The organism is Nonomuraea sp. NPDC004702 (genome assembly GCF_053601695.1).
In genome coordinates this window covers 21,642-41,173 of record NZ_JBSGCE010000007.1, presented here as the reverse complement: position 1 = coordinate 41,173, position 19,532 = coordinate 21,642, and the positions used below count along the sequence as shown (strand labels likewise).

At 71.6% G+C, this 19,532-nt stretch carries 15 protein-coding genes and 1 pseudogene; 12 read left to right on the top strand and 4 right to left on the bottom strand.

Features of this window, described 5'->3' with window-relative positions:
• Nucleotides 1-90: 90 nt before the first annotated feature.
• Nucleotides 91-1,278 (bottom strand): NAD(P)/FAD-dependent oxidoreductase, encoded by a 1,188-nt coding sequence (locus ACWEJ6_RS11555; protein WP_452423159.1) that lies wholly within the window; start codon nt 1,276-1,278, stop codon nt 91-93.
• Between the two features lie 172 nt (nt 1,279-1,450).
• Between ACWEJ6_RS11555 and ACWEJ6_RS11550 the strand changes: the two genes are divergently transcribed.
• From ACWEJ6_RS11550 to ACWEJ6_RS11520, 7 genes are all read left to right on the top strand, one after another.
• Nucleotides 1,451-2,392: an RNA polymerase sigma-70 factor gene (locus ACWEJ6_RS11550; RefSeq protein WP_452423157.1), complete on the top strand. Its 942-nt coding sequence runs from the start codon at nt 1,451-1,453 to the stop codon at nt 2,390-2,392.
• 51 nt (nt 2,393-2,443) lie between these two features.
• Entirely contained in the window at nt 2,444-3,673 is a 1,230-nt protein-coding gene (locus ACWEJ6_RS11545; RefSeq protein WP_452423155.1) for a cytochrome P450, read from the top strand.
• 83 nt (nt 3,674-3,756) lie between these two features.
• Complete coding sequence (locus ACWEJ6_RS11540) at nt 3,757-4,275, top strand: SigE family RNA polymerase sigma factor (protein WP_452423153.1); 519 nt, start codon at nt 3,757-3,759, stop codon at nt 4,273-4,275.
• Nucleotides 4,272-5,525: a hypothetical protein gene (locus ACWEJ6_RS11535; protein WP_452423151.1), complete on the top strand. Its 1,254-nt coding sequence runs from the start codon at nt 4,272-4,274 to the stop codon at nt 5,523-5,525. The genes ACWEJ6_RS11540 and ACWEJ6_RS11535 overlap by 4 nt, the downstream gene beginning before the upstream one ends.
• A gap of 287 nt (nt 5,526-5,812) precedes the next feature.
• Nucleotides 5,813-8,866 carry a tetratricopeptide repeat protein gene (locus ACWEJ6_RS11530; RefSeq protein WP_452423149.1) on the top strand — a complete coding sequence of 1,018 codons (3,054 nt, stop codon included), beginning with the start codon at nt 5,813-5,815 and terminating at the stop codon, nt 8,864-8,866.
• Nucleotides 8,867-9,033: 167 nt separating this feature from the next.
• On the top strand, nt 9,034-10,305 hold the full coding sequence (locus ACWEJ6_RS11525; protein WP_452423147.1) for an FAD-dependent monooxygenase: 1,272 nt from the start codon (nt 9,034-9,036) through the stop codon (nt 10,303-10,305).
• A 121-nt stretch (nt 10,306-10,426) separates the two neighbouring features.
• Nucleotides 10,427-10,666, top strand: a complete 240-nt coding sequence (locus tag ACWEJ6_RS11520) for a hypothetical protein (protein ID WP_452423145.1) — start codon at nt 10,427-10,429, stop codon at nt 10,664-10,666.
• 61 nt (nt 10,667-10,727) lie between these two features.
• Here the strand turns inward: ACWEJ6_RS11520 and ACWEJ6_RS11515 are convergent, their stop codons facing one another.
• Complete coding sequence (locus ACWEJ6_RS11515; protein WP_452423143.1) at nt 10,728-11,420, bottom strand: SDR family oxidoreductase; 693 nt, start codon at nt 11,418-11,420, stop codon at nt 10,728-10,730.
• Nucleotides 11,421-11,516: 96 nt separating this feature from the next.
• On the opposite strand from ACWEJ6_RS11515, the gene ACWEJ6_RS11510 reads away from it, so the two are divergent.
• From ACWEJ6_RS11510 to ACWEJ6_RS11490, 5 genes and pseudogenes are all read left to right on the top strand, one after another.
• Entirely contained in the window at nt 11,517-12,086 is a 570-nt protein-coding gene (locus ACWEJ6_RS11510) for a TetR/AcrR family transcriptional regulator (RefSeq protein WP_452423141.1), read from the top strand.
• 83 nt (nt 12,087-12,169) lie between these two features.
• Nucleotides 12,170-12,769 carry a LysR substrate-binding domain-containing protein gene (locus ACWEJ6_RS11505; RefSeq protein ID WP_452423139.1) on the top strand — a complete coding sequence of 200 codons (600 nt, stop codon included), beginning with the start codon at nt 12,170-12,172 and terminating at the stop codon, nt 12,767-12,769.
• Between the two features lie 710 nt (nt 12,770-13,479).
• Nucleotides 13,480-14,478 (top strand): annotated as a pseudogene (locus ACWEJ6_RS11500) (TROVE domain-containing protein); the annotation flags it as partial.
• Nucleotides 14,479-14,843: 365 nt separating this feature from the next.
• The gene (locus ACWEJ6_RS11495) at nt 14,844-15,143 is read left to right on the top strand and encodes a hypothetical protein (RefSeq protein ID WP_452423137.1); all 300 of its coding nucleotides are present in this window, start codon (nt 14,844-14,846) and stop codon (nt 15,141-15,143) included.
• A 242-nt stretch (nt 15,144-15,385) separates the two neighbouring features.
• Nucleotides 15,386-17,437 (top strand): WD40 repeat domain-containing serine/threonine protein kinase, encoded by a 2,052-nt coding sequence (locus ACWEJ6_RS11490; protein WP_452423135.1) that lies wholly within the window; start codon nt 15,386-15,388, stop codon nt 17,435-17,437.
• Between the two features lie 45 nt (nt 17,438-17,482).
• On the opposite strand, the gene ACWEJ6_RS11485 is transcribed toward ACWEJ6_RS11490, so the two are convergent.
• Both ACWEJ6_RS11485 and ACWEJ6_RS11480 read right to left on the bottom strand, forming a co-directional pair.
• On the bottom strand, nt 17,483-18,388 hold the full coding sequence (locus ACWEJ6_RS11485) for a S41 family peptidase (RefSeq protein ID WP_452423133.1): 906 nt from the start codon (nt 18,386-18,388) through the stop codon (nt 17,483-17,485).
• 98 nt (nt 18,389-18,486) lie between these two features.
• A complete protein-coding gene (locus ACWEJ6_RS11480; protein WP_452423131.1) occupies nt 18,487-19,512 on the bottom strand; it encodes an RNA polymerase subunit sigma-70 in 1,026 nt (341 codons plus the stop codon).
• Nucleotides 19,513-19,532 lie beyond the last annotated feature (20 nt).

Below are 19,532 nucleotides of genomic sequence, written 5' to 3'. Positions count from 1 at the left end.
TCGCTTCGGCATTTCCCCCGGGTTCCGCACCTGAGCCGGTCCGCCCGGCCGTCGGCCGCGGCGGTGGTGTCGAAGCGATCAAGGAGGCGGTCACGTGAGCGCCTGCTCGGCGGACGCGTCCGGCGCGGCGGGCAGACGGTGCCGGCGCTTGGGCAGGCCGAAGGTCGGGTGCGAGATGCCCCACAGCGAGATCTGGAGGATGCCGGACTTGATCCGCGCGGCCTTCCGGCCGCCCACGTACTTCGGTTTCGCCTGCGCTTCGTCGTCGACGAGCTGGAGGATGCCGTCCCGCCGTCCGAGGCTGATGTGGTTGCCCGGGTAGTGCAGCTTGCTCTTCGCGATGTCGCGGCCGGTCAGGCGTGCCACGATCGCGTCCGTGGCCCGCCGGCCGGTGGAGCCGGCCGACGCGCAGGACATCGGCAGCGGCCGGCCGTTGTCGCCCGTGGCGTGGGCGCTGTCGCCGGCGGCGTAGACGTTCGGGTGCGAGACCGACCGCATGGTGTCATCGACGATGATCTGCCCGTTGCCGGTGACCTCCAGCCCGGCGGCGGCGGCGATGGGGCTGACCGCGAACCCGGCGGTCCAGACGGTCGCGCCGGCTGCCAGGACGGTGCCGTCGGCGCACAGCACCCCTGATGCCTCGACTGCTTCGACGCTGGTGTGCTCCAGGACGGTGACGCCCAGCCGGTCGCAGGCCCGACGCAGGTGGCCGCGGGCTCCGGCGGAGAGCCGGGCGCCGAGCCGGCCATGGGCGATGAGCGTCACCGACAGGCCGGGCCGGGATTCGGCGAACTCGGTGGCGGTCTCGATGCCGGTCAGCCCGTCGCCGACGACCAGCACCCTCCCGCCCTCGGCCTGCCTGACCAGGCCGTCCAGGCGCTCGCGCAGGCGCAGCGCCGCGGGCCGGGCGGTGACGTGGAAGGCGTGCTCGGCCACGCCGGGTACGCCGCGGTCGGCGACGCCGCTGCCGAGCGCGTAGACGAGCGTGTCGTAGCCGAGTTCGCCGGCGTCGCTGTGGACGATCTGGCGCTCGGGGTCGACGGCGGTCACCCGGGCCAGGCGCAGCCGTATGCCCGTGCCCGCGAAGACGTCGGCGAGCTTGTGAGCCTCGATCTGCCGGCCGGCCGCGAGCTGGTGCAGCCGCAGCCGCTCGACGAAGTCCGGCTCGGCGTTGACCACGGTGATCTCGGTGTCCGCCGGGGACAGCCGGCGGGCCAGGTTCCCGGCCACGTAGGCCCCGGCATAGCCGGCGCCGAGGACGACGACGCGGTGCTTCATGTGGTGCTCCTGTCGGTTCGCTTGCTCCTGCTGAGTGGGGCGTCGGCGCCCTCGCCTCTGTGACAGTGCGGCCATGTGACGTGGGTCACCGGTCACGGCTGTCACACGGCGGGGTGAGCCGACGCCTAGTGCATGGAGCAGGATTTGCGAGGGCGACAGGCAGGAGCCAGGGATGAACGAGCGCAGGGACGCGACGACAGGCGCAGCCCGGCCGACGGCCGACGGCCGACGGACGGACCCGGCGACGGAGGCGTTCCTCGTCCATCACAACCTGCTGTTCACCGTCGTCTACGAGATGCTCGGCTCGGTGGCCGACACCGAGGACGCCCTGCAGGAAACCTGGCTGCGCTGGGTCAAGGTCGACCTCGGGCAAGTGGTCGACCAGCGGGCCTACCTGGTGCGGATCGCCACCCGGCGCGCGCTGGACCGGCTGCGCGTGATGAAGCGCCGCAAGGAGGCGTACGTCGGCCCTTGGCTCCCCGAACCCCTGCTCACCGCGCCGGACGTGGCCGAGGACGTCGAGCTCGCCGAGAGCGTGTCGATGGCGCTGATGCTCGTGCTGGAGACGCTGTCGCCGACCGAACGAGCCGTCTTCGTACTGCGCGAGGTCTTCGACGTCGGCTACGACGAGATCGCGGCCGCGGTCGGCAAGACCCCGGCGACCGTGCGCCAGATCGCGCACCGCGCCCGCCGGCACGTCGACGCCCGCCGCCCGCGCGAGGCGGCCTCCCCGGACGAGACCCGGGCGGTGCTGGCCTCGTTCCGGCGCGCGGTCGAGACCAGGGACCTGCAGGGCCTGCTCGACGTGCTGGCCCCGGACGTCGTCCTGATCAGCGACGGCGGCGGCGTCAAGCGGGCCGCTCCGCAGCCGATCACCGGCGCGGGCAAGGTGGCCCGCATGATCGTCGGCGGCCTCGGCAAGGCCCGGATCACCCTCACCGCCGAACCCACCGTGGTCAACGGCAACCCGGCGCTCCTCCTGCGCGTGGACGGCGACATCGACGGCGTCATGGCGGCCCGCGTCGAGCACGCCCGCGTCACCGGCCTCTACTACGTCCGCAACCCGCGGAAGCTGACCCGCATCGCATCGGAGACTCCGCTCACCCTGCGCTGAACCCGCACAAGCGGCAACACATTCACCAGATCTCATGCTGGGAGGTCATTCATGACAGAGAACGTCGCCCACACCGGCGAACTCGCCGACCTGGAACTGCCGGTCGAGCGCGGCTGCCCGTTCAGCCCGCCCGCCGCCTACGAACGACTGCGCGAGCAGGCGCCGATCAGCAAGATCCGGTTGGCCGGCGGAGGCCAGGCGTGGTGGGTGTCCGGGCACGAGGAGGGCCGGGCCGTCCTCGCCGACGGCCGCTTCTCCTCCGACAAGCGCAAGGACGGCTTCCCGCTCTACACCCTCGACGCGGCCACTCTGCAGCAGCTGCGCAGCCAGCCCCCGCTGATGCTCGGCATGGACGGCGCCGAACACGCCGCGGCCCGCCGTCCCGTGATCGGCGAGTTCACCGTGCGGCGGCTGGCCGCGCTGCGCCCGCGGATCCAGGACATCGTCGACCACGTCATCGACGACCTGCTCGCCGCCGACCAGCGGCCGGCCGACCTGGTGCGGGCGCTGTCGCTGCCGGTGCCCTCCCTGGTGATCTGCGAAATGCTCGGCGTCCCGTACGCCGACCACGACTTCTTCCAGAGCCGCACCGCCATGATGGTGCGGCGGACCTCCCTGGAAGAGCGCCGGCGCGCCTTCGCCGAACTACGCGCCTACCTCGACGACCTGGTCACGCGCAAGGAGTCCGAACCCGGCGATGACCTGTTCGGCCGGCAGATCGCCCGGCAACGCCAGGAGGGCGTCCTCGACCACGCGGCCCTGGTCAGCCTGGCCTTCCTGCTGCTGACCGCCGGGCACGAGACCACGGCGAACATGATCTCGCTCGGCGTGGTCGGGCTGCTGACGCATCCGGAGCAGCTGGCCCTGGTCAAGGCCGACCCGGACAGGACGCCGATGGCCGTGGAGGAACTGCTGCGCTACTTCACCATCGCCGACGGGGTCACCTCCCGGCTCGCCACCGAAGACGTGGAGATCGGCGGGGTGCGCATCAAGGCGGGCGAGGGCGTCATCGTCTCGATGTTGTCGGCCAACTGGGACCCGGCGGTGTTCAAGGACCCGGGCGAACTCGACGTCGAGCGCGGCGCCCGCCACCACCTCGCCTTCGGCTTCGGCCCGCACCAGTGCCTGGGCCAGAACCTGGCCCGGATGGAACTGCGGATCGTCTTCGACACCCTGTTCCGCCGCATCCCCACCCTGCGCCTCGCCGCACCGGCCGGGGACCTGCCGTTCAAGACCGACGCCGTCATCTACGGCGTGCACGAACTCCCGGTCACCTGGTGAGCAGGACGGGACGCGCGCATCGGGGGTGGATCGCCTCCAACCGGCTTCCGAGGTCCTGCGTTCATTAGGGCGGAAGGAGTCGCATGGACAAATATGAGGGATTCAGGGAGTTCGTCAGCGCCCGCCAACAGGCGTTGATGCGCACCGCGTACCTGCTCACGGGAGACGCCCACCGGGCTGAGGACCTCCTGCAGACCGTGCTGACCCGGATCGCCCGACACTGGCCCAAGCTGGCCAAGGACGGCAACCCCGAGGCATACGCCCGGCGGGCCCTGGTCAACGAGCACGTGTCCTGGCTGCGGCGCAGGCGCACGGACATCCTGACCAGCAGCCCGCCGGAACCGGCCTACGATCCGGAGTCCGCCGGGCTGCACCGGATGGTCCTGCAACAGGCGCTCGTCCGGCTGACTCCACGGCAGCGCGCCGTCCTCGTGCTGCGTTTCTACGAGGACCTCAGCGTCGAGGAGACCGCCGAGGCGCTGGGCTGTTCGGCCGGCACGGTCAAGAGCCAGACCCACTACGCCCTGGGCCGCCTGCGCGTCCTCGCGCCCGAACTGGCCGGTCTGTTGTCCGAAATCGATCCGGTGGAGGTGCCGCGATGACGAGGTTCCGTGACGAGCTCGACGCGATCGCCCGGCAGGCGCCCGACGTCGATCTCGCCGAGGTCGCGCTGCGGGGCGCCCGGCGTACGCGAACGACTCTGATCAGCGGCTCCGCGGTCGCGGCCGTCGCCGCACTGACGCTGGCCGTCACCCTTCTCGTCAATCCCGGCGGGCCCGCCGACGTCGGCGCCGTCACGAGGGGTACGCCCTCGTCCGCTCCGACCTTCCGCGGCGTTCCCGCGGGGCCGACACCGTCGCCGGAGGACCTCGTCCCCGTCCGCGCCGTGCTGCCCGCGTCCGGGGTGGGGCCGGTGCGCTACGCCTACTACGACTTCGGCCAGGACGCATGGAAGCCCGGCGCGGACAACGCGCCGGTGGCCGACGAGACGTGCCTGCAGTGGAAGGTGGTCCTGCGGGACGGAACCCGGTACCGGGTCGCCGATGCGCTGAGCGTCTACACCGACCAGACCAAGAAGAACTACATGAACACCGCCGCCCCGCTGGCGATCTCCCGCGACGGACGCCGCATCGCCTACTACGTCCCCGAGCGTGAACGCTTCGCCGTTCGCGAGCTCGACACCGGCCAGGTCTGGGACATCCCCCAGGTGGTCAGGCGCAAGGCCATGGTCAAGGGCGGCGGGCTGATCACCTTCTCGCCGGACGGGCGCCGGCTCGGCCTGAACCTGGTCGGCATCCCCCAGGTCGTCGTGGACGTGGAGAGCGGGCGGGTCGTCGAGGAGTTGCCCAAGGGCTGGCAATCCCTCTATCCCGCCGACGAGGGCGTCCCCATGGTCGTGGAGCACGAGGACGGCCGGTTCGGCGTGCTCTCGGACGGCAAGGTGACGGTCTTCGCCGAGCCGAAGACCTGGGCGCTGACGGGGGCCGTCGGCCCGGACGGCACGACCGTGGCCATGCTGACCGGCCCGGCGGCGAAGGGGGAGACCGTGACGAACAGCGAGCCGTACGACAAGATCGTCACCGTGGACCGGGCGAGCGGCCAGGTCAGGTCCGAGGTCAAGCTCGACCCGCCGCGGCAGCTGAATCCGCACCGGCTCGGATACTGGCTCAACGAGCGTGAGGTCCTGGCCCTGGGCACCGCCATACGGGACCCGGGCTCCGACCGGTGGCCCGACCTCGGAGACATCGCCTACGCCATCGACGTGACCACCGGCAAGATCCGCAAGCTCGCCGCCTACCGGCTGCCCCCGTGGGGCGGCAGCGTCTCGGCGCCCGGCTTCCCCAGCGGCTGACGCCCAGGACGACAGCGGCCGGGGCCGGCGCGGGAGCGGCCGCCACTCCCGCGCCGGACATGGTCGGGACCGCGGGGGCGGCGAGGCCGTCGGCCTCCACCGATTCCTTGGTGACCGTTCGGCGCGGCCGATGTCTGGACGATGCCCACGTCGCCGGAGGGCCGGCTGTCGTCGAACTCCACGGTCGGCCCGTTGCTGTGGCGGAGCATCGCGAGCCTGCCCTCGGCCTCCGGAAGAAATGGATCTTTCGGTTGCCTTGAAGTCCAGCCCGGCAGATACTTCTCGCTGTGACGGCGACCGAGCCTCTGCTGGCACGAGCGCAACTCACCGCCCTTTTCGATCAGATCCCGCGACACCGGCTCACCGTGGTGACCGCGGGCCCGGGCGGCGGCAAAACCTCAGCCGTACGCGGCTGGACGCGGGCCCGGCCTGATCAACCGGTGACGTGGCTGACCTGGGCCGACGACGCCACCCTGATCGAAGAGATCTGCCAGGCCCTGGGCGCGCCGGCCGGGTGGATCCGCTCGGCCGGGCTCGCCACCGAACTGGCCGCCGCCGTCTGCCGGCCGACCGTCCTCGTCATCGACGAGGTGGAGCGGATCGAGCCGGGCACCCCCGGGGCGCGCCTGCTCGAAGAGCTCTGTCACCACGGCGGCGACGACCTTCACCTGGTGTTGATCTCACGCTCCGCCGTGCCCTTCCCGATCCAGCGCATGCGCGGCCTCGGCCATGTCTTCCAGGTGTCGGCCGAACAGCTGGCCTTCACTCCTGCCGAGACCCGCTCGCTCGCCTCGATCGTCCTGGGGGCGGACGACCTGGCGGAGGAGGTTCAGGAGCTGACCAAGGGGTGGCCGGTCGCCGTACGGCTCACGTTGAGCTGGCTGAGCGGCCTGCCCCGGTCGGACCGTGCCAAACGGATCGCCGCTACGCCGGTGTTCGACTATCTGGTCGAGGAGGTGGTGAAGGACGAGCATGAGGAGTTCCTCCGCGCGACCGCTCGGCTGCCGTGGTTCACTCACGAGCTGTGCCAGGCGATGGGGGTCGCCGTCTCCCGCGAGGAGCTCCGCGCTCTGGCCGCTCAGCACATCCTGATCACGCCCAGCGATCAGGGCTATGTGGTGTCCACCCTGGTCAGGGAGTTCATGGGCGATGCCGGACGGGGGGCGGCGGCGGCCCATTGGTATGAGTCGCATGGGTTCGTCCGGGAGGCGCTGGCGGTTTGTGCCGAGCCCGGCCATCGGGTGGCGATGATCGAAAGGTGGCATGCGTCGCTGCTTGCCGAGGGGCACGCGGCTGAGCTCGTCCGGGCCTGCGTCGCCGTACCGGAGGAGTGGCGGACGTGTGCCGTGAATCTGGCCGAGGGGCGGGCCCGCCAGGTTCAGGGGGACTGGGCCGGCGCGCTGGAGTGCCTTCGCCGTGTCGACGCCACCGACCCCGCGGTGGCCTGGCGGATGGGGATGATCTATTACCAGCGGGGGGACTACAAGGCGGCATTGTCGACGTTCGAGCTGGCCGGCGGCTTCGACGGCTCGGCGTTTCCGCTGCCCTCGTCGAGCTCCTCCGACCGGGCGATGTTGCTGGCCTGGTCCGCCAGCGCTCGCTGGCTGGTCGGCGAGAGCGCGGAGGCGACCCAGCTGGCCGAACAGGCCCTGGCGATGGCCACCCGCTGCCAGGACGAACGCGCTGCCGCCTGCGCCCACACCGCGCTGGCCATGGTCACCCACGACGCCGGCGACGGGGCCGGAAGCGAACGGCACAGCGCCCTCGCCCTCGCCGCCGCGGAGAGCGCGGGAGACCTGCTGCTGTCGGCGCGCGTCCTGGCCAACCGCGCCGCGAGCCGCACGGAGGAGGCCCGCTACGACGAGGCCATCGCCGACTCCGACCTCTCGGTACGGCGAGCGGACCTGGTCGGCGACCCCGTCCAGACCGCGATCGCCCTGCACAACCGCGCCGAGGCGCTCATGGGCCTGGGCAGGCTCGACGAAGCCCTGGCCGACTTCCGACGGGCCCGCGACATCTTCAGCCGGGTGGGCAGCGACAAGCTCGGTCACCCACTGGCGGGGCTCGGCCAGGTCTATCTGGAGCGCGGGGAGCTGATGCATGCCCGGATCAGCTTCGAGAACTCCCTGAAGCATGCCGAACAACTCCGAAACGCCCATCTGACCCAGACGGTCCTGGCCGGACTGGCCCGTGTCCACGCGGTCGACGATCCGGCGCTGGCCGTACAGCTGGCCGAACGCGCGGTCGCGGCAGGCGGCGGCTCCAGCCGGGTGGACGCGCTCCTGGCCGCCGGCTGGGTCTGGGCGGAGACCGGCGACCGGACCAAAGCCGGCGCCTACGCCCGATCCGCCCACGAGGCGGCCGTCAGCCGCCGCGACCGGGCCAAGATCGCCGAAGCCCTGGAACTGTCGGCCTTCACCGTGGCCGAATCCCCGGGCGAGCGGGCAGACCTGCTGGCCTCCGCAGCGGAGATCTGGGCGCAGATCGGCAGCCCTGTGGACATCGCGCGTAACGCCTTCGCCCGCGCGCGGCTCAGCGGCTCCGGCCTCGACGAGGCGGAGCAGGAGCTCCGCCGCGCCGGCGTCCGCGGGCCGCACGGCTCCGGCGCCGGCCTGCTCCGCGTGATCACGCTCCTCGACCAGGACGCCGTGCGGTTGTGCATGCTGGGCGGAGTACGGCTCAGCCGCCGCGGCGGCGCTGTCGAATGGCAGTCCCGCAAGGCGCGCGACCTGCTGACCTGGCTGGCGTGCCAACGCGGCCGCACTGTCGCCCGGGAAGCGGCGATGGAGATCCTCTGGCCGGGTGAGGAGCCCGCGTCCTGCGCCAACCGGCTTTCGGTCGCTCTGTCCACCGTGCGCTCGGTCCTGGATCCGCAACGGAAGTTCGGCCCGGGGGAGTTCGTGCGCGCCGACAAGTACAGCATCCAGCTGGTCGGACTCCGTACCGATGTCGAGGAGTTCCTCTGCGCCGCCGCCGAGGCGCTCGCCGCCGAGGACGAGGATCTGCTCGTCGCGGCCGAAGCCCGCTACACCGGGGACGTCTGCGAGGACTCTCCTTACGCCGAGTGGCTGGAGCCTCTTCGTGAGGAGGCCCGCGCCGTGCACCAGGCCCTGCTTCGCGAGCTGGCCTCGCTCGCGGCGGCGGCCGACGACCCCGACGGAGCGGTGCGCTACCTGCTCCGGCTGCTCGAACGGGATGCCTACGACGAGGCGGCCCACCTGGACCTGGTTCGGACGTTGACCAAGGCCCGCCGCCATGGTGAGGCCCGTCGACGCTACCGGCTCTATGTCGAGGCGATGAGAGAGCTCGACGTGGAACCGGCACCCTTCAGCCTCACCTGAGCGCAGGATCGCAGGGCCCGGAGGGCACCCGGCGCGGGAGCGTGGACGCGACTTCGGTCGCGCCGATGAGTTCTGTGCGGACGCGTGGTCGATACGGCTGGACACACCGGCAGCGGTGGCCCTGTGCTGGGAACGTTCAGCGCGGGAGGAAGCACATGGAGGCAGTGATGAGCGTTGACGACTCCGAGCAGGAGCACACCATCCGGACCGGCGAGCAGCGGGCGAGCGGTCCCCGGGTGCTGGTGGCGGGGGCCAGCATCGCGGGACCCGCGCTGGCCCACTGGCTGCGCCGGCGGGGGGCCGAGGTGACCGTGGTGGAGCGGGCCGCCGAGCTGCGTCCCGGCGGGCAGGCGGTGGACGCGCGCGGGGTCGCCAAGGAGGTCATCGTGCGCATGGGGCTGGACGCGGCGGTGCGCGCGGCGTGCACCGACACCGCCGGCGCCCACACCGTGGACGCGGACGGGCACGTGCTGGAGACCTTCCGTGCCGACGACGACGGTGGCGACGGGTACATCGCGGACATCGAGATCCTGCGCGGGGACCTGTCCCAGCTGCTCTACGACGACACCCGCGACGGCGTCGAGTACGTCTTCGGCGACCGGATCGCGGAGCTCGCCCAGGACGCGGACGGGGTCGACGTGGTCTTCGCGGGCGGCGACCGGCGGCGCTTCGACCTGGTGGTCGGGGCCGACGGGTTGCACTCGGCGCTGCGGGCGATGGTCTTCGGCCCGCATGAGCGGTTCCTCCGCCACCTCGGGCACGTGCTGGCCTTCTACAGTGTGCCCAACAAGTTCGGGCTGGACCGCTGGCTGCTGGAGTACCAGGATCAGGAGTCCGGTCGCTCCGCCCTCCTGCGGCCCATCCAGGACGCCACCCGGGCGATGGCCATCTTCTCCTTCCCCGCGGCCGACTTCGACGTCGACCACCGTGACATCGCGGCCCAGAAGGTCCTGCTGCGTGAGCGGATGGCGGGCCTGGGCTGGTTGACCCCGGACATCCTCGCGCACCTGGACGACACCCCGGACTTCTACCTCGACCAGGTCGCCCAGGTGGTGATGGACCGCTGGTCGAGTGGACGGGTGGGGCTGCTCGGGGACGCGGCGTTCAGCTCTTCGCCGATGTCGGGGCAGGGCACCGGGCTGGCGCTGGTCGGCGCCTACCTGCTGGCCGGAGAGCTGGCCGCCGCCGGATGGGACCCCGACGCCGGGTTCGCCCGCTACGAGGCGCGGATGCGCTCGTTCGTCGAGGCCAACCAGGAGATCGGCCGGTTGAACGCCCGCAGCCGCGTCGTCCCGGGGCCGGACGCCGAGCCGCGCCCCGATTTCACCGGCGAATGGTTCACCGAGCTGGTCGGGCGCGCGATCAACGGCGTCGAGCTGCCCGACTACGCGGGGATACCGGACTCCGCAGCCCCGATCACCTCGCCGGCCAAGCCGTAGGTGTCACATCACCCGTCGAGAGGCCCAGTACGGCCTGCTGCTCAGCGCCCTCGGCGCGGGCGGCCTGGTCGGCGCGCTCACCGTCACCACGATCAACCGCCTGCTCGGACGCCGCTGGTCGATGCTCGCCGACCTGATCGGCACCGCCGCCATGGTCGCCGCGCCCGTGTTCACCGCCAACCTGTGGACCGTGGCCGCAGCCGCCTTCCTCGGCGGCATGGGCCCGCACCATCAGCCAGCGCCTCGTCCACCCGCCTTCACCCTTTTCGCCGTCGCGGCCCTGGCCGTCATCGTGCCGTTCCTGAGGACCGCCACCCCCGCCGCGCTCGCGGCCGCCGACGCGGCCGCACCCGCCGCCTGACTCCGGCGGCGAGCGGCGGAAGGCGGCGCGCGGAACGGGCGGCCCGGCTCGCGCCGGGCGATCACCTGCCGGTCAGGACGGGTCCTCGTGCCAGAGCCTGACGGATCCGGCGGGTGAGGTCGTCGGCCAGGATCTCGGCCTGGCCGCCGGCGAGCCCGTCGAGTGCCTGGGTGGCGACGTCGGCGGGGTCCGCCTTCGGGACACCGTCCAGCCCGGCGGTCATGTCGGTGTCCATGAAGCCGACATGGAGTGCCGAGACGCTGATCCCCCTGGGCTGGAGTTCCTCGCGGGCCGCGTCGGTCAGCGCCCACGCGGCCGCCTTCGCCGCCGCGTACGCCCCGGCTCGCGCCGGGTGCAACCACGAGATCACCGACAGGATGTTCAGGATCGCACCTCCGCCGTTCGCCTCGATGACCGGGGCGAACGCTCTGGTGACGGCGAGGGGGCCGTAGAAGTTCGTCTCCAGTTCCCGGCGCACCGCGTCGAGGTCGCCGCCGATGAGCGGCGTGCCGGTGGAGATCCCGGCGTTGTTGATCAGGACGGTCGCGTCGGTGGCGATCCGCGCGGCAGCCCGGATCGACGCGTGGTCGGTGACGTCGAGGAGCAGCGGGGTGACCCCTGGCAGGTCCAGGTCGTCGGGGCGGCGGACGGCCGCGTAGACCGATGCGCCGCGGTCCAGCAGCTGTGCGGCCAGGTGGCGCCCCAGACCCCGGTTCGCACCGGTGACCACCGCGACCGCGCCGTTCAGAACCATGCCTGCCTCCTTGATGCGGATAAGATAGATGATGAACGTAATCTATCTGCCGCAGCATAGGATAGATGACAACTGACATCCGAACGGGGGGCGCAGATGGGACGCGGATCACAGGCGCAGGCACGGCAGAACCGCCGGCGGGTCGTCGACACGGCCTCCCGCCTCTTCCGCGAGCAGGGCACCGAGGTCAGCGTCGCCGACCTGATGAAGGCCGCGGGTCTGACCCACGGCGGCTTCTACAAACAGTTCGCCTCGAAGGAAGCCCTCATCGGCGAGGCGACCGCGCGCGCCTTCGAGGAGCACGCCGACGTTCGCGCCGGCGCGCTCGAACGGCACGAGGGAGATCGCGAAGCCGCCCAGCGGGCGTTCATCGACGCCTACCTCTCCGCCACGCACCGCGACAACGCCGCCGACGGCTGCCCCGCCGCCGGACTCGCCGTCGACATCGCCCGCGGTCACGGGGACGCGGAGGCTCGCCGCGTGTTCACCGAGCAGGTCGGCGACACCGCGGCCTGGCTCGCCACCGCCGACCAGGACGGCGTCGTACGGCTGTGCACCATGGTCGGCGCCCTCGTCCTGGCCCGCGCCACCGCGGGCGACCCGCTGTCGGAGGACATCCTCGCCGCCGCCCGCACGGCACTGACCGGCGACCAGACCACTCCCTAGGGGGACGCCGCACGTGATTCGCCCGTTCCGCGGATCAATGAGTCTGGAAAGCTCATCTTTCAGGAGGAGCGGGCAGAGCAGGCGTGGAACTGCGTGACATCGAGATCTTCCTGACCCTGGCCGAGGAACCGCACCTCGGCCGCACCGCGGCCCGGCTGCACGTCAGCCGCTTCAGCGGCGCCTTCGCCACCCTGCGGCGCGGGGACATCGACGTCCTGATCGCCTGGTTGCCCATCGGCGAACCCGACCTCACCGTCGGACCGGTCCTGTTCGCCGAACCGCGCGTGCTCGCCGTCCCCGCCGGCCACGAGCTCACCCGCCGCACGTCGGTTCCCCTGGAGATCGCCGCGGACTTCCAGCACCCGCGCTCCGACACCCGGCCCGGCTGCTGGTACGACGCCGCCATCCCGCGCGAGACCGGCCACGGCCGCACGATCGAACGCGGACCCCTGGTCCACGACACCGAAGACGCGATCCCGCTCGCCGGCATGGCCGAGATCGTCGTGCTCTTCCCCGCCCACATGACCCGCCACTGGATCCGCCCGGACATCACCCACCTGCCGGTCACCGACATGGGGCCGCTGCCGTACGCCCTGGTCCGGCGCAGCGACACGGAGAACGAACTCGTCCGGGCCCTCGCCGGGATCGCCCGCGACCTCGGCCCCCTCCCGCCGCGGGACTGACCTGCCGAGCAGGCGGTGACGACGCCGTCCGCCGGAACAGGGCGGGTCGGTGCATTGCTCGGGACGATGGACTGATATTTCCCCATCTCGGCGATATTCAGGTGTGATGCGGCACGCTGATCGCTACTGTGGGATCAGCTTCGCGAGACACGGAAAGGCGCGGGTCGAATGGGCGTCGGTCATCTTTCTCCAACAAAGAACCCTCCGGTGCCCGCCACGCACATCCGCGCCTTTCCGGGCCGCGCGAAGCTGGTCAGGTCTGGTGCCGGCACGGGTCGAATCTCATCGGTTATCGCCTTCTAAGCCGGTGGTTGCGGGTTCGAATCCCGCCACGGATTCCGGTCCGTGTAGCTCAATGGCAGAGCACCGTAACGGCCGGTGGGGCACCCATATCCGTGCCGGTTCCAGACCTGATCGCACGTCAGCCTTGCCGGCGGTACGGGTCGAATTCGATCGGTCATCGATTCCCATTCGAGTTGTCCGGGTTCGAGCCCCGGCGCCGGCAAGGCTGACGCGCACAGGCAGGGGAGCGGGTCGAAGTTCGTCGGTTATCGGGAACAGGTTGTCGCAGGTTCGAGTCCTGCCCACCCGGCAAGGCCGGATGGTAGCTCAGCTGGAAGAGCGTCTGTCATAAAGGCCGGTGGACATCACCACATCCGCTCCCCTTCGTCATATCCGCCCTCGGGCGGGTCGAAAGCAAGGAGCTGACAATGGCACGTGACCCTCTCGCGAGCGTTTCGGCGTTCGCGACCCCGCAGACGCAGCCGATCCCCGGCCGTACCGACCAGGTGCGGAACGCTGCCGGCGGCTACGCGTTCGCCAAGGACGTGTGGCGCAAGCTGGAGGACTTCCTCATCCTCGGCACCACCGGCGGCACCTACTACGTGGGCGAGAACCAGCTGACCGCCGACAACGCGGGCGTGCTGTTCCAGGCCATCGCCGAGGACGGTCCGCGCGTCGTCAGGCTGCTCACCGACATCTCGACGGCCCGGCCGCCGCGCGCGCCGAAGCAGCGTCCGGCCCTGTTCGCGCTCGCCGCCTGCTACGCCAAGGGCGACGCCGACACCCGCCGAGCGGCCAAGCAGGCCCTGGCGAAGGTCGCCCGGACCACCGACCACCTGGCCCAGTTCTTCGGCTACTACAAGAACCTCGGCGGCAAGGCGACCGGTCGAGGCACCGCGCCCACGATGGGCCGGAGCCTGCGCACGGCGCTCGGCTCCTGGTTCCTCACCGGCGAGGCCGACGCGGTCGCGTTCAAGGCGTGCAAGGCGGCCCAGCGCAGGACGCCGCAGGGCGAGGCGTTCGCGCTGCGGGACGTGCTGCGGATCGCCCACCCGGTCGCCGACTCCGACCAGCGCAGGACGCTGTTCGGCTGGATCGCCGGCAACGTCTCCGACGACGAGGCGCGCGACGAGCTGCCCGCCGTCGACCGGTTCCTGACCGCGAAGGCCGTCACCACCGCCGAGGACGCGGTCCGGGTGGTCACCGAGGCGAAGGTGCCGTGGGAGTTCCTGCCGGACTCGGTTCTGAAGGAGCCGTCGGTGTGGGAGGCGCTGATCGAGACCGTCGGCCTGACCGCGCTCATCCGCAACCTGGCCCGCATGACCCGGCTCGGCACCCTCAAGCCGATGGCGGACGCCACGTCGCGGGCGGTGCTGCGGCTCACCGACCAGCAGGCGATCCTGCGCGCCCGCATCCACCCGATGGACGCCTGGCTCGCGATGCGCGTCTACGCCTCCGGGCAGGCGCAGCCCAACCCGCGCGCCGACGTGCACACCTGGCACCCCGTCCCGGCCATCCTCGACGCGCTGGAGCAGACGTACGAGCTGTCGTTCGGCGCGGTCGAGCCGTCCGGGAAGCGGCTGCTGGTCGCCGTCGACTCGTCCGGGTCGATGAGCTGGGGCGGCGGTGTCCGGGTGGGCGGTTCCCCGATCGGCTCCCCGTACGAGGTGGGCAACGCGATGGCGGTCATGCTGTCGCGCATCGAGAAGGGCGACCTGCACGTCATCGACGTCGACACGTCCGTGCACGCCTCCAAGGTGACCCCGCGCACGAACCTGCGCGAGATCGCCTCGTGGCAGCCGTCGGGGGCGGCACGGACCTGTCACTGCCCTTCACGTGGGCGCGTGAGCAGCGCATGGAGGTGGACGGCATCATCGTCTTCACCGACAACGAGACCTGGGCGGGACGCTCCCACCCGACGCAGGCCCTCGACGCCTACCGCCGCACCGTCAACGCCGACGCTCGCGTGGTCGTCGCCGCGATGACGCCCGCGGGACATTCGATCGGCGACGCGAAGGACGAAGGCGTCCTGAACGTGGCCGGCCTGGACGCGTCGCTCCCGCTCATCGTCAACGGCTTCATCCGCGCCTGAAAGCGGTAACTTCCCCTCGCTTGCGCCCGGGACAGCAGGCTCAACACTCGCATGAGTCGCAGCGCTCACGCCTCTCCCCGCGGACGGTTTTCCGGAAAAGATCTCCGACGGACAGACACCTGTGTTCTTCTCGATGGGGCGTGCGCCGATGGATCGCAAGCGGGCGAAGCTGACAAACGCTTCTCCGTCCACCGGGCGTACCGCGTGCTGGAACGCTTCCAGGACCTGCATACGGAGGTGCGATGAACTTCCCGCGCTGGCCGGAGCCCTTGCGGCCGGGTGATCCGCGCCAGGCGGGGGCCTATCGGCTGGAGGGGCGGCTGGGTGGTGGCGGGATGGGACAGGTGTTCCTGGGGCGCTCTCCCGGCGGCCGCCCGGTCGCGGTGAAGCTGGTGCGGCCCGACCTGGCCGACGATCCCGGGTTCCGGAGCCGGTTCGCCCTGGAGGCCGAAGCCGCCCGCCGGGTCGGCGGGTTCTACACCGCCCAACTCGTCGACGCCGACCCGGAGGCCGACCCGCCTTGGCTGGTCACCGCCTACATTCCCGGCCCGTCCCTGCACCAGGCCGTCGAAGCGCACGGCCCGATGCCCACGGAGGCGATCACCGTGTTGGGCGCGGGACTGGCCGAGGGGCTCGGCGCGATCCACGCCTGCGGCCTGGTGCACCGCGATCTCAAGCCGTCCAACGTCATCCTTGCCGCCGACGGCCCCCGCGTCATCGACTTCGGCATCGCCCGTGCACTGGACGCCACCTCCCACACCCTCTCCCGCGCGGTGGTCGGCACCCCGTCGTTCATGTCCCCGGAACAGGCACGAGGCAGGGAGATCGGCCCGTCCAGCGATGTGTTCTCCCTCGGGCTCGTCCTGGCGTTCGCCGCCACCGGTCGCAGCCCGTTCGGCGCGGGACGGGCCGAGGCGGTCGTCTACCGCATAGCCCACGACGAACCCGACCTGACCGGCCTGCCCGCCCCCCTGACGGAGCTGGTGAAGCGCTGCCTGGCCAAGGATCCCGGTGACCGTCCCGGCGTGGCCGAGATTCTCAGGGAACTCACCGACCCCACCCGGACGACCACCCGATGGCTTCCGCCGCCGTTCGCGACGATGATCGCCGAACGTCAGCTGCAGACCCCGCCGGACCTGGCGCCCGTCCCGCCTTCCGATTCCGGCGCCCACCAGGGCAGCACCCGGCACGATCCCGACCACGGTCGAGCCCTGGACGCTCCCGGTGACACGGAGCGGTACCCGCACCAGCCGGATCACCAGGCACCCGATGGCTCCGGCATGCCCGCCGGCAGGCGCCGCCCGACCCGGCGCCGGTTCCTGCTCGGCGGTCTGGCCGCGCTGGGCGCCGCGGCGGTCCCGATCGGCTGGAACCTCTGGTCCCGCCGCAACCGGCTGACCGACGAGGATCTGTACGCGGTGGCGTTCAGCCCGGACGGGCGCACCATCGCGGGAGGCAACATCTCCGGCGACGGCTGGCTGTGGGCCGCCGACTCGCACGAGATGATCGCCGACTTCTCCGACGAGAATTCCGTCAACGGCGCCATGGCCTTCACCCCCGACGGCTCCGCACTGGTGACAGCCGGGATGAAGGTGCCGTTGAGCTTCCGCGACCCCTCCACCGGGAAGGTGACGCACTCGCTCCCCTCGCCGGTCGGCGGCGCTCGCACGATGGCGTTCAGCGCGGACGGCGCCCAGCTCGTCGTCGCGGGAAACATCCCGGTCGGCAACCTCGAAGCCGCCGAGATCTGTGTCGTCTGGGACGTCGCAGCCAAGGAGCCGAAGCGCAAGCTGCCGTTCGCCACGAAGGCCGGTTCCGCGGTGAACTCGGCGGCGTTCATCGACGACGGCCGCTCGATCCTGCTGGCAGGGGAGGACCTCACCGCAGCCGACGGGACGGACGGATTCTGGCGCTGGAACCTCGGCAGCGGCGACCTGGAGGCGATCGGCCCCGACGGAGAAGGCTCGGCGGTCGCCGTGAGCCCCAACGGGAAGCAGTACGCGCTGGGCGGCGCACACGGCTGCTCCCTGACATCCGATGACGGAACCGGGCTGCGCACCATCAGCAACGCGGACGTCGATGCCCTCGCCTTCAGCCCGGACGGCGCCACCCTGGCAGTGGCCGACAAGGAAGGCATCCGGTTGTGGGACACGGCGACCGGCCGGGCGAAGGCGACCGTGACCGACCGCAGGGCTGCTGCGCTGGCCTTCCATCCCGATGGAACCTTCCTGGTCTCAGGAGGTTGGTTCGTGGATGCCGAGGGCTGCCGGCTGTGGCCGGTCGAAGACCCGTGACCCGGTTACGCGTCCGGTGCCGCACCGACGATGAGCTCGGCCGCGTCAGCCTGCCAGCCGGGCGAGGGCCAGGGCGTGCGCCCGGTCGAGGGAGTCCGCGGCGGCGCAAGGGATGTCCGGCTGCACGCCGGTGCCCTCCCAGTTCGCGCCCGAGACGGGGTTGACCGCGCGGCCGGTGGGGACGGTGGCCTCCAGGTGGGGGTGCACGGTCCAGCCCTTGCACGGGTGCGCGCCGCCGCGGGTGGGCTCGCCGACGACAATGGCGCGGCCGAGCTGCTGCAGGTCGTAGGCCAGTTCCTCGGCGGCGGAGAAGGTGCTGCCACTGGACAACACGTACAAAGGCTTGCTGCCGCCGAAACGCGCGCCGGGAACGTGCGGCAGGCTCCAGGACTGCTCGCCGCGCTCGCCGCCGCGCCAGTGCATGGTGTTGAGGTGGGTGCGCTCGTCCAGGAGGTAACTGCAGACGAAGGCGACGGTGTCCGGGTCGCCGCCCCGGTTGTCGCGAAGGTCCACGATCAGCGCCTGGGCGCGGGAGGCCAAGGTGAGCGCGGCGCTCAGCGGTTCGGCGGCCCAGTCCAGCGGGAACAGCATCGGGGCCAGCTCCACCACGGCGACCCCTCCGTCGAGCAGCTCCACCCGGGGCGCACCGCCCAGCGAGGTGTCGTAGTCGCGGCGGATGGATTCCAGGGTCGCCGCGCCCTGCTCGGGGGACACCGGGTCGGCGTGGTGCTTCAGCCTCAGGTGTTTGTCGCCGTTGACGGACTGCAGGTCCGCGGTGACCAGACGGGCGAGCTCCTCGGCGCCGCCGACGTCGTAGGCGCCCTCGGCGAGGCGTCGTCGTAGCAGGTCGGCAAGCTGCTCGGCGATCTCGGGGAAGATGTAGTGCTCGGTCAGCAGGCGGGCCGTCTCGTCGATGACGGGGGCAGGCCGGAGGTTCGTCAGGGGCGTCATGGCAGGAAGTAGAGCACCGCCCCTCCGAAGACGTCAAAGGCGCTTGAAACGCCTTCGGCAGGCGGCGAAACGGCCTGCACGGTGGGCTCGTCGGCGAGTCAGTGCATGAGCGCATCCGGGAAGCCGAACGTCGTGACCAGCGCGGGATCGTGGAACTTGATCACACGGGCGATGCCGGTGGCGGTGGGGGTCAGCACCACGACGCCGTCGGCCCGGAGCACGCCGTCCGCGTCCCGGCGGTACACGACGGCGGACGGGCGGCCGTTGGCGGTTGTCGCGATCATCCGCCAGTCGCCCGGTGTGCCCAGCACGTACGCGTCGAGCACGTGGAGGCACATCGCCCGGCCCGACTGCCAGTCGCGGAACGGCGTCGCCTCCAGCGTGGCGTCCACGCGCAGCACCTGTTCCAGCAGGCCGACATCGGAGCGCTCGAAGGCCGCGACGTAGCCGTCGAGCAGCGCGCGTGCCCGTGGGTCGGCCGGTTCGAGCAGTTCCGCGGGCTCGGGCTCCAGTTCGTCGAGCCGGGCGCGGGCGCGCTGCAGACCGCTCTTGACCGCCGCGGTGGTGGTGCCGAGGATCTCGGCCGTCTCGGCCGCCGAGAATGCGAGCACCTCGCGCAGGATGAGGATCGCACGCTGGCGGGCGGGCAGGTGCTGGAGCCCGGCGATGAGCGCCAGCCGCAGCGACTCGCGGGCGACCACCACCGCGGCCGGATCGTCGACGGGCGCGGTGACCCATGCGTCCGGCAGCGGTTCCAGCCAGGAGACCGCGCCCGGCGCGACGGGGCTCGGCGGTCGATCGAGTCCGTCGTACGGACCTGTCAGCCCCGACGGCAGCACCCGGATCGGGCGCGGCTTCAACGCCGTCAGGCAGACGTTGGTGGCGATCGTGTAGAGCCACGACCGGATCGACGCCCGGCCCTCGAACCCGGAGTAGGACCGCCACGCCCGCAGGTACGTCTCCTGCACCAGGTCCTCGGCGTCCTGCGCCGAGCCGACCATGCGGTAGCAGTGCGCCAGCAGTTCCCGGCGGAACCGCTCGGTCTCGGCGGTGAACCGGTCCTGACCGGGTGCCGCCCGCGGATGCGAGGTCGCGCCGAGAGCCTGGTGCTGGATTCCTGTCATCGGCGCCTCCGGATCGGGAC

Bases quoted from the DNA above. Each gene is read 5' to 3' on its own strand.
- ACWEJ6_RS11555 (WP_452423159.1), bottom strand. From the start codon at position 1,278: ATGAAGCACCGCGTCGTCGTCCTCGGCGCCGGCTATGCCGGGGCCTAC.
- ACWEJ6_RS11550 (WP_452423157.1), top strand. From the start codon at position 1,451: ATGAACGAGCGCAGGGACGCGACGACAGGCGCAGCCCGGCCGACGGCC.
- ACWEJ6_RS11545 (WP_452423155.1), top strand. From the start codon at position 2,444: ATGACAGAGAACGTCGCCCACACCGGCGAACTCGCCGACCTGGAACTG.
- ACWEJ6_RS11540 (WP_452423153.1), top strand. From the start codon at position 3,757: ATGGACAAATATGAGGGATTCAGGGAGTTCGTCAGCGCCCGCCAACAG.
- ACWEJ6_RS11535 (WP_452423151.1), top strand. From the start codon at position 4,272: ATGACGAGGTTCCGTGACGAGCTCGACGCGATCGCCCGGCAGGCGCCC.
- ACWEJ6_RS11525 (WP_452423147.1), top strand. From the start codon at position 9,034: ATGAGCGTTGACGACTCCGAGCAGGAGCACACCATCCGGACCGGCGAG.
- ACWEJ6_RS11520 (WP_452423145.1), top strand. From the start codon at position 10,427: ATGCTCGCCGACCTGATCGGCACCGCCGCCATGGTCGCCGCGCCCGTG.
- ACWEJ6_RS11515 (WP_452423143.1), bottom strand. From the start codon at position 11,420: ATGGTTCTGAACGGCGCGGTCGCGGTGGTCACCGGTGCGAACCGGGGT.
- ACWEJ6_RS11510 (WP_452423141.1), top strand. From the start codon at position 11,517: ATGGGACGCGGATCACAGGCGCAGGCACGGCAGAACCGCCGGCGGGTC.
- ACWEJ6_RS11490 (WP_452423135.1), top strand. From the start codon at position 15,386: ATGAACTTCCCGCGCTGGCCGGAGCCCTTGCGGCCGGGTGATCCGCGC.
- ACWEJ6_RS11485 (WP_452423133.1), bottom strand. From the start codon at position 18,388: ATGACGCCCCTGACGAACCTCCGGCCTGCCCCCGTCATCGACGAGACG.
- ACWEJ6_RS11480 (WP_452423131.1), bottom strand. From the start codon at position 19,512: ATGACAGGAATCCAGCACCAGGCTCTCGGCGCGACCTCGCATCCGCGG.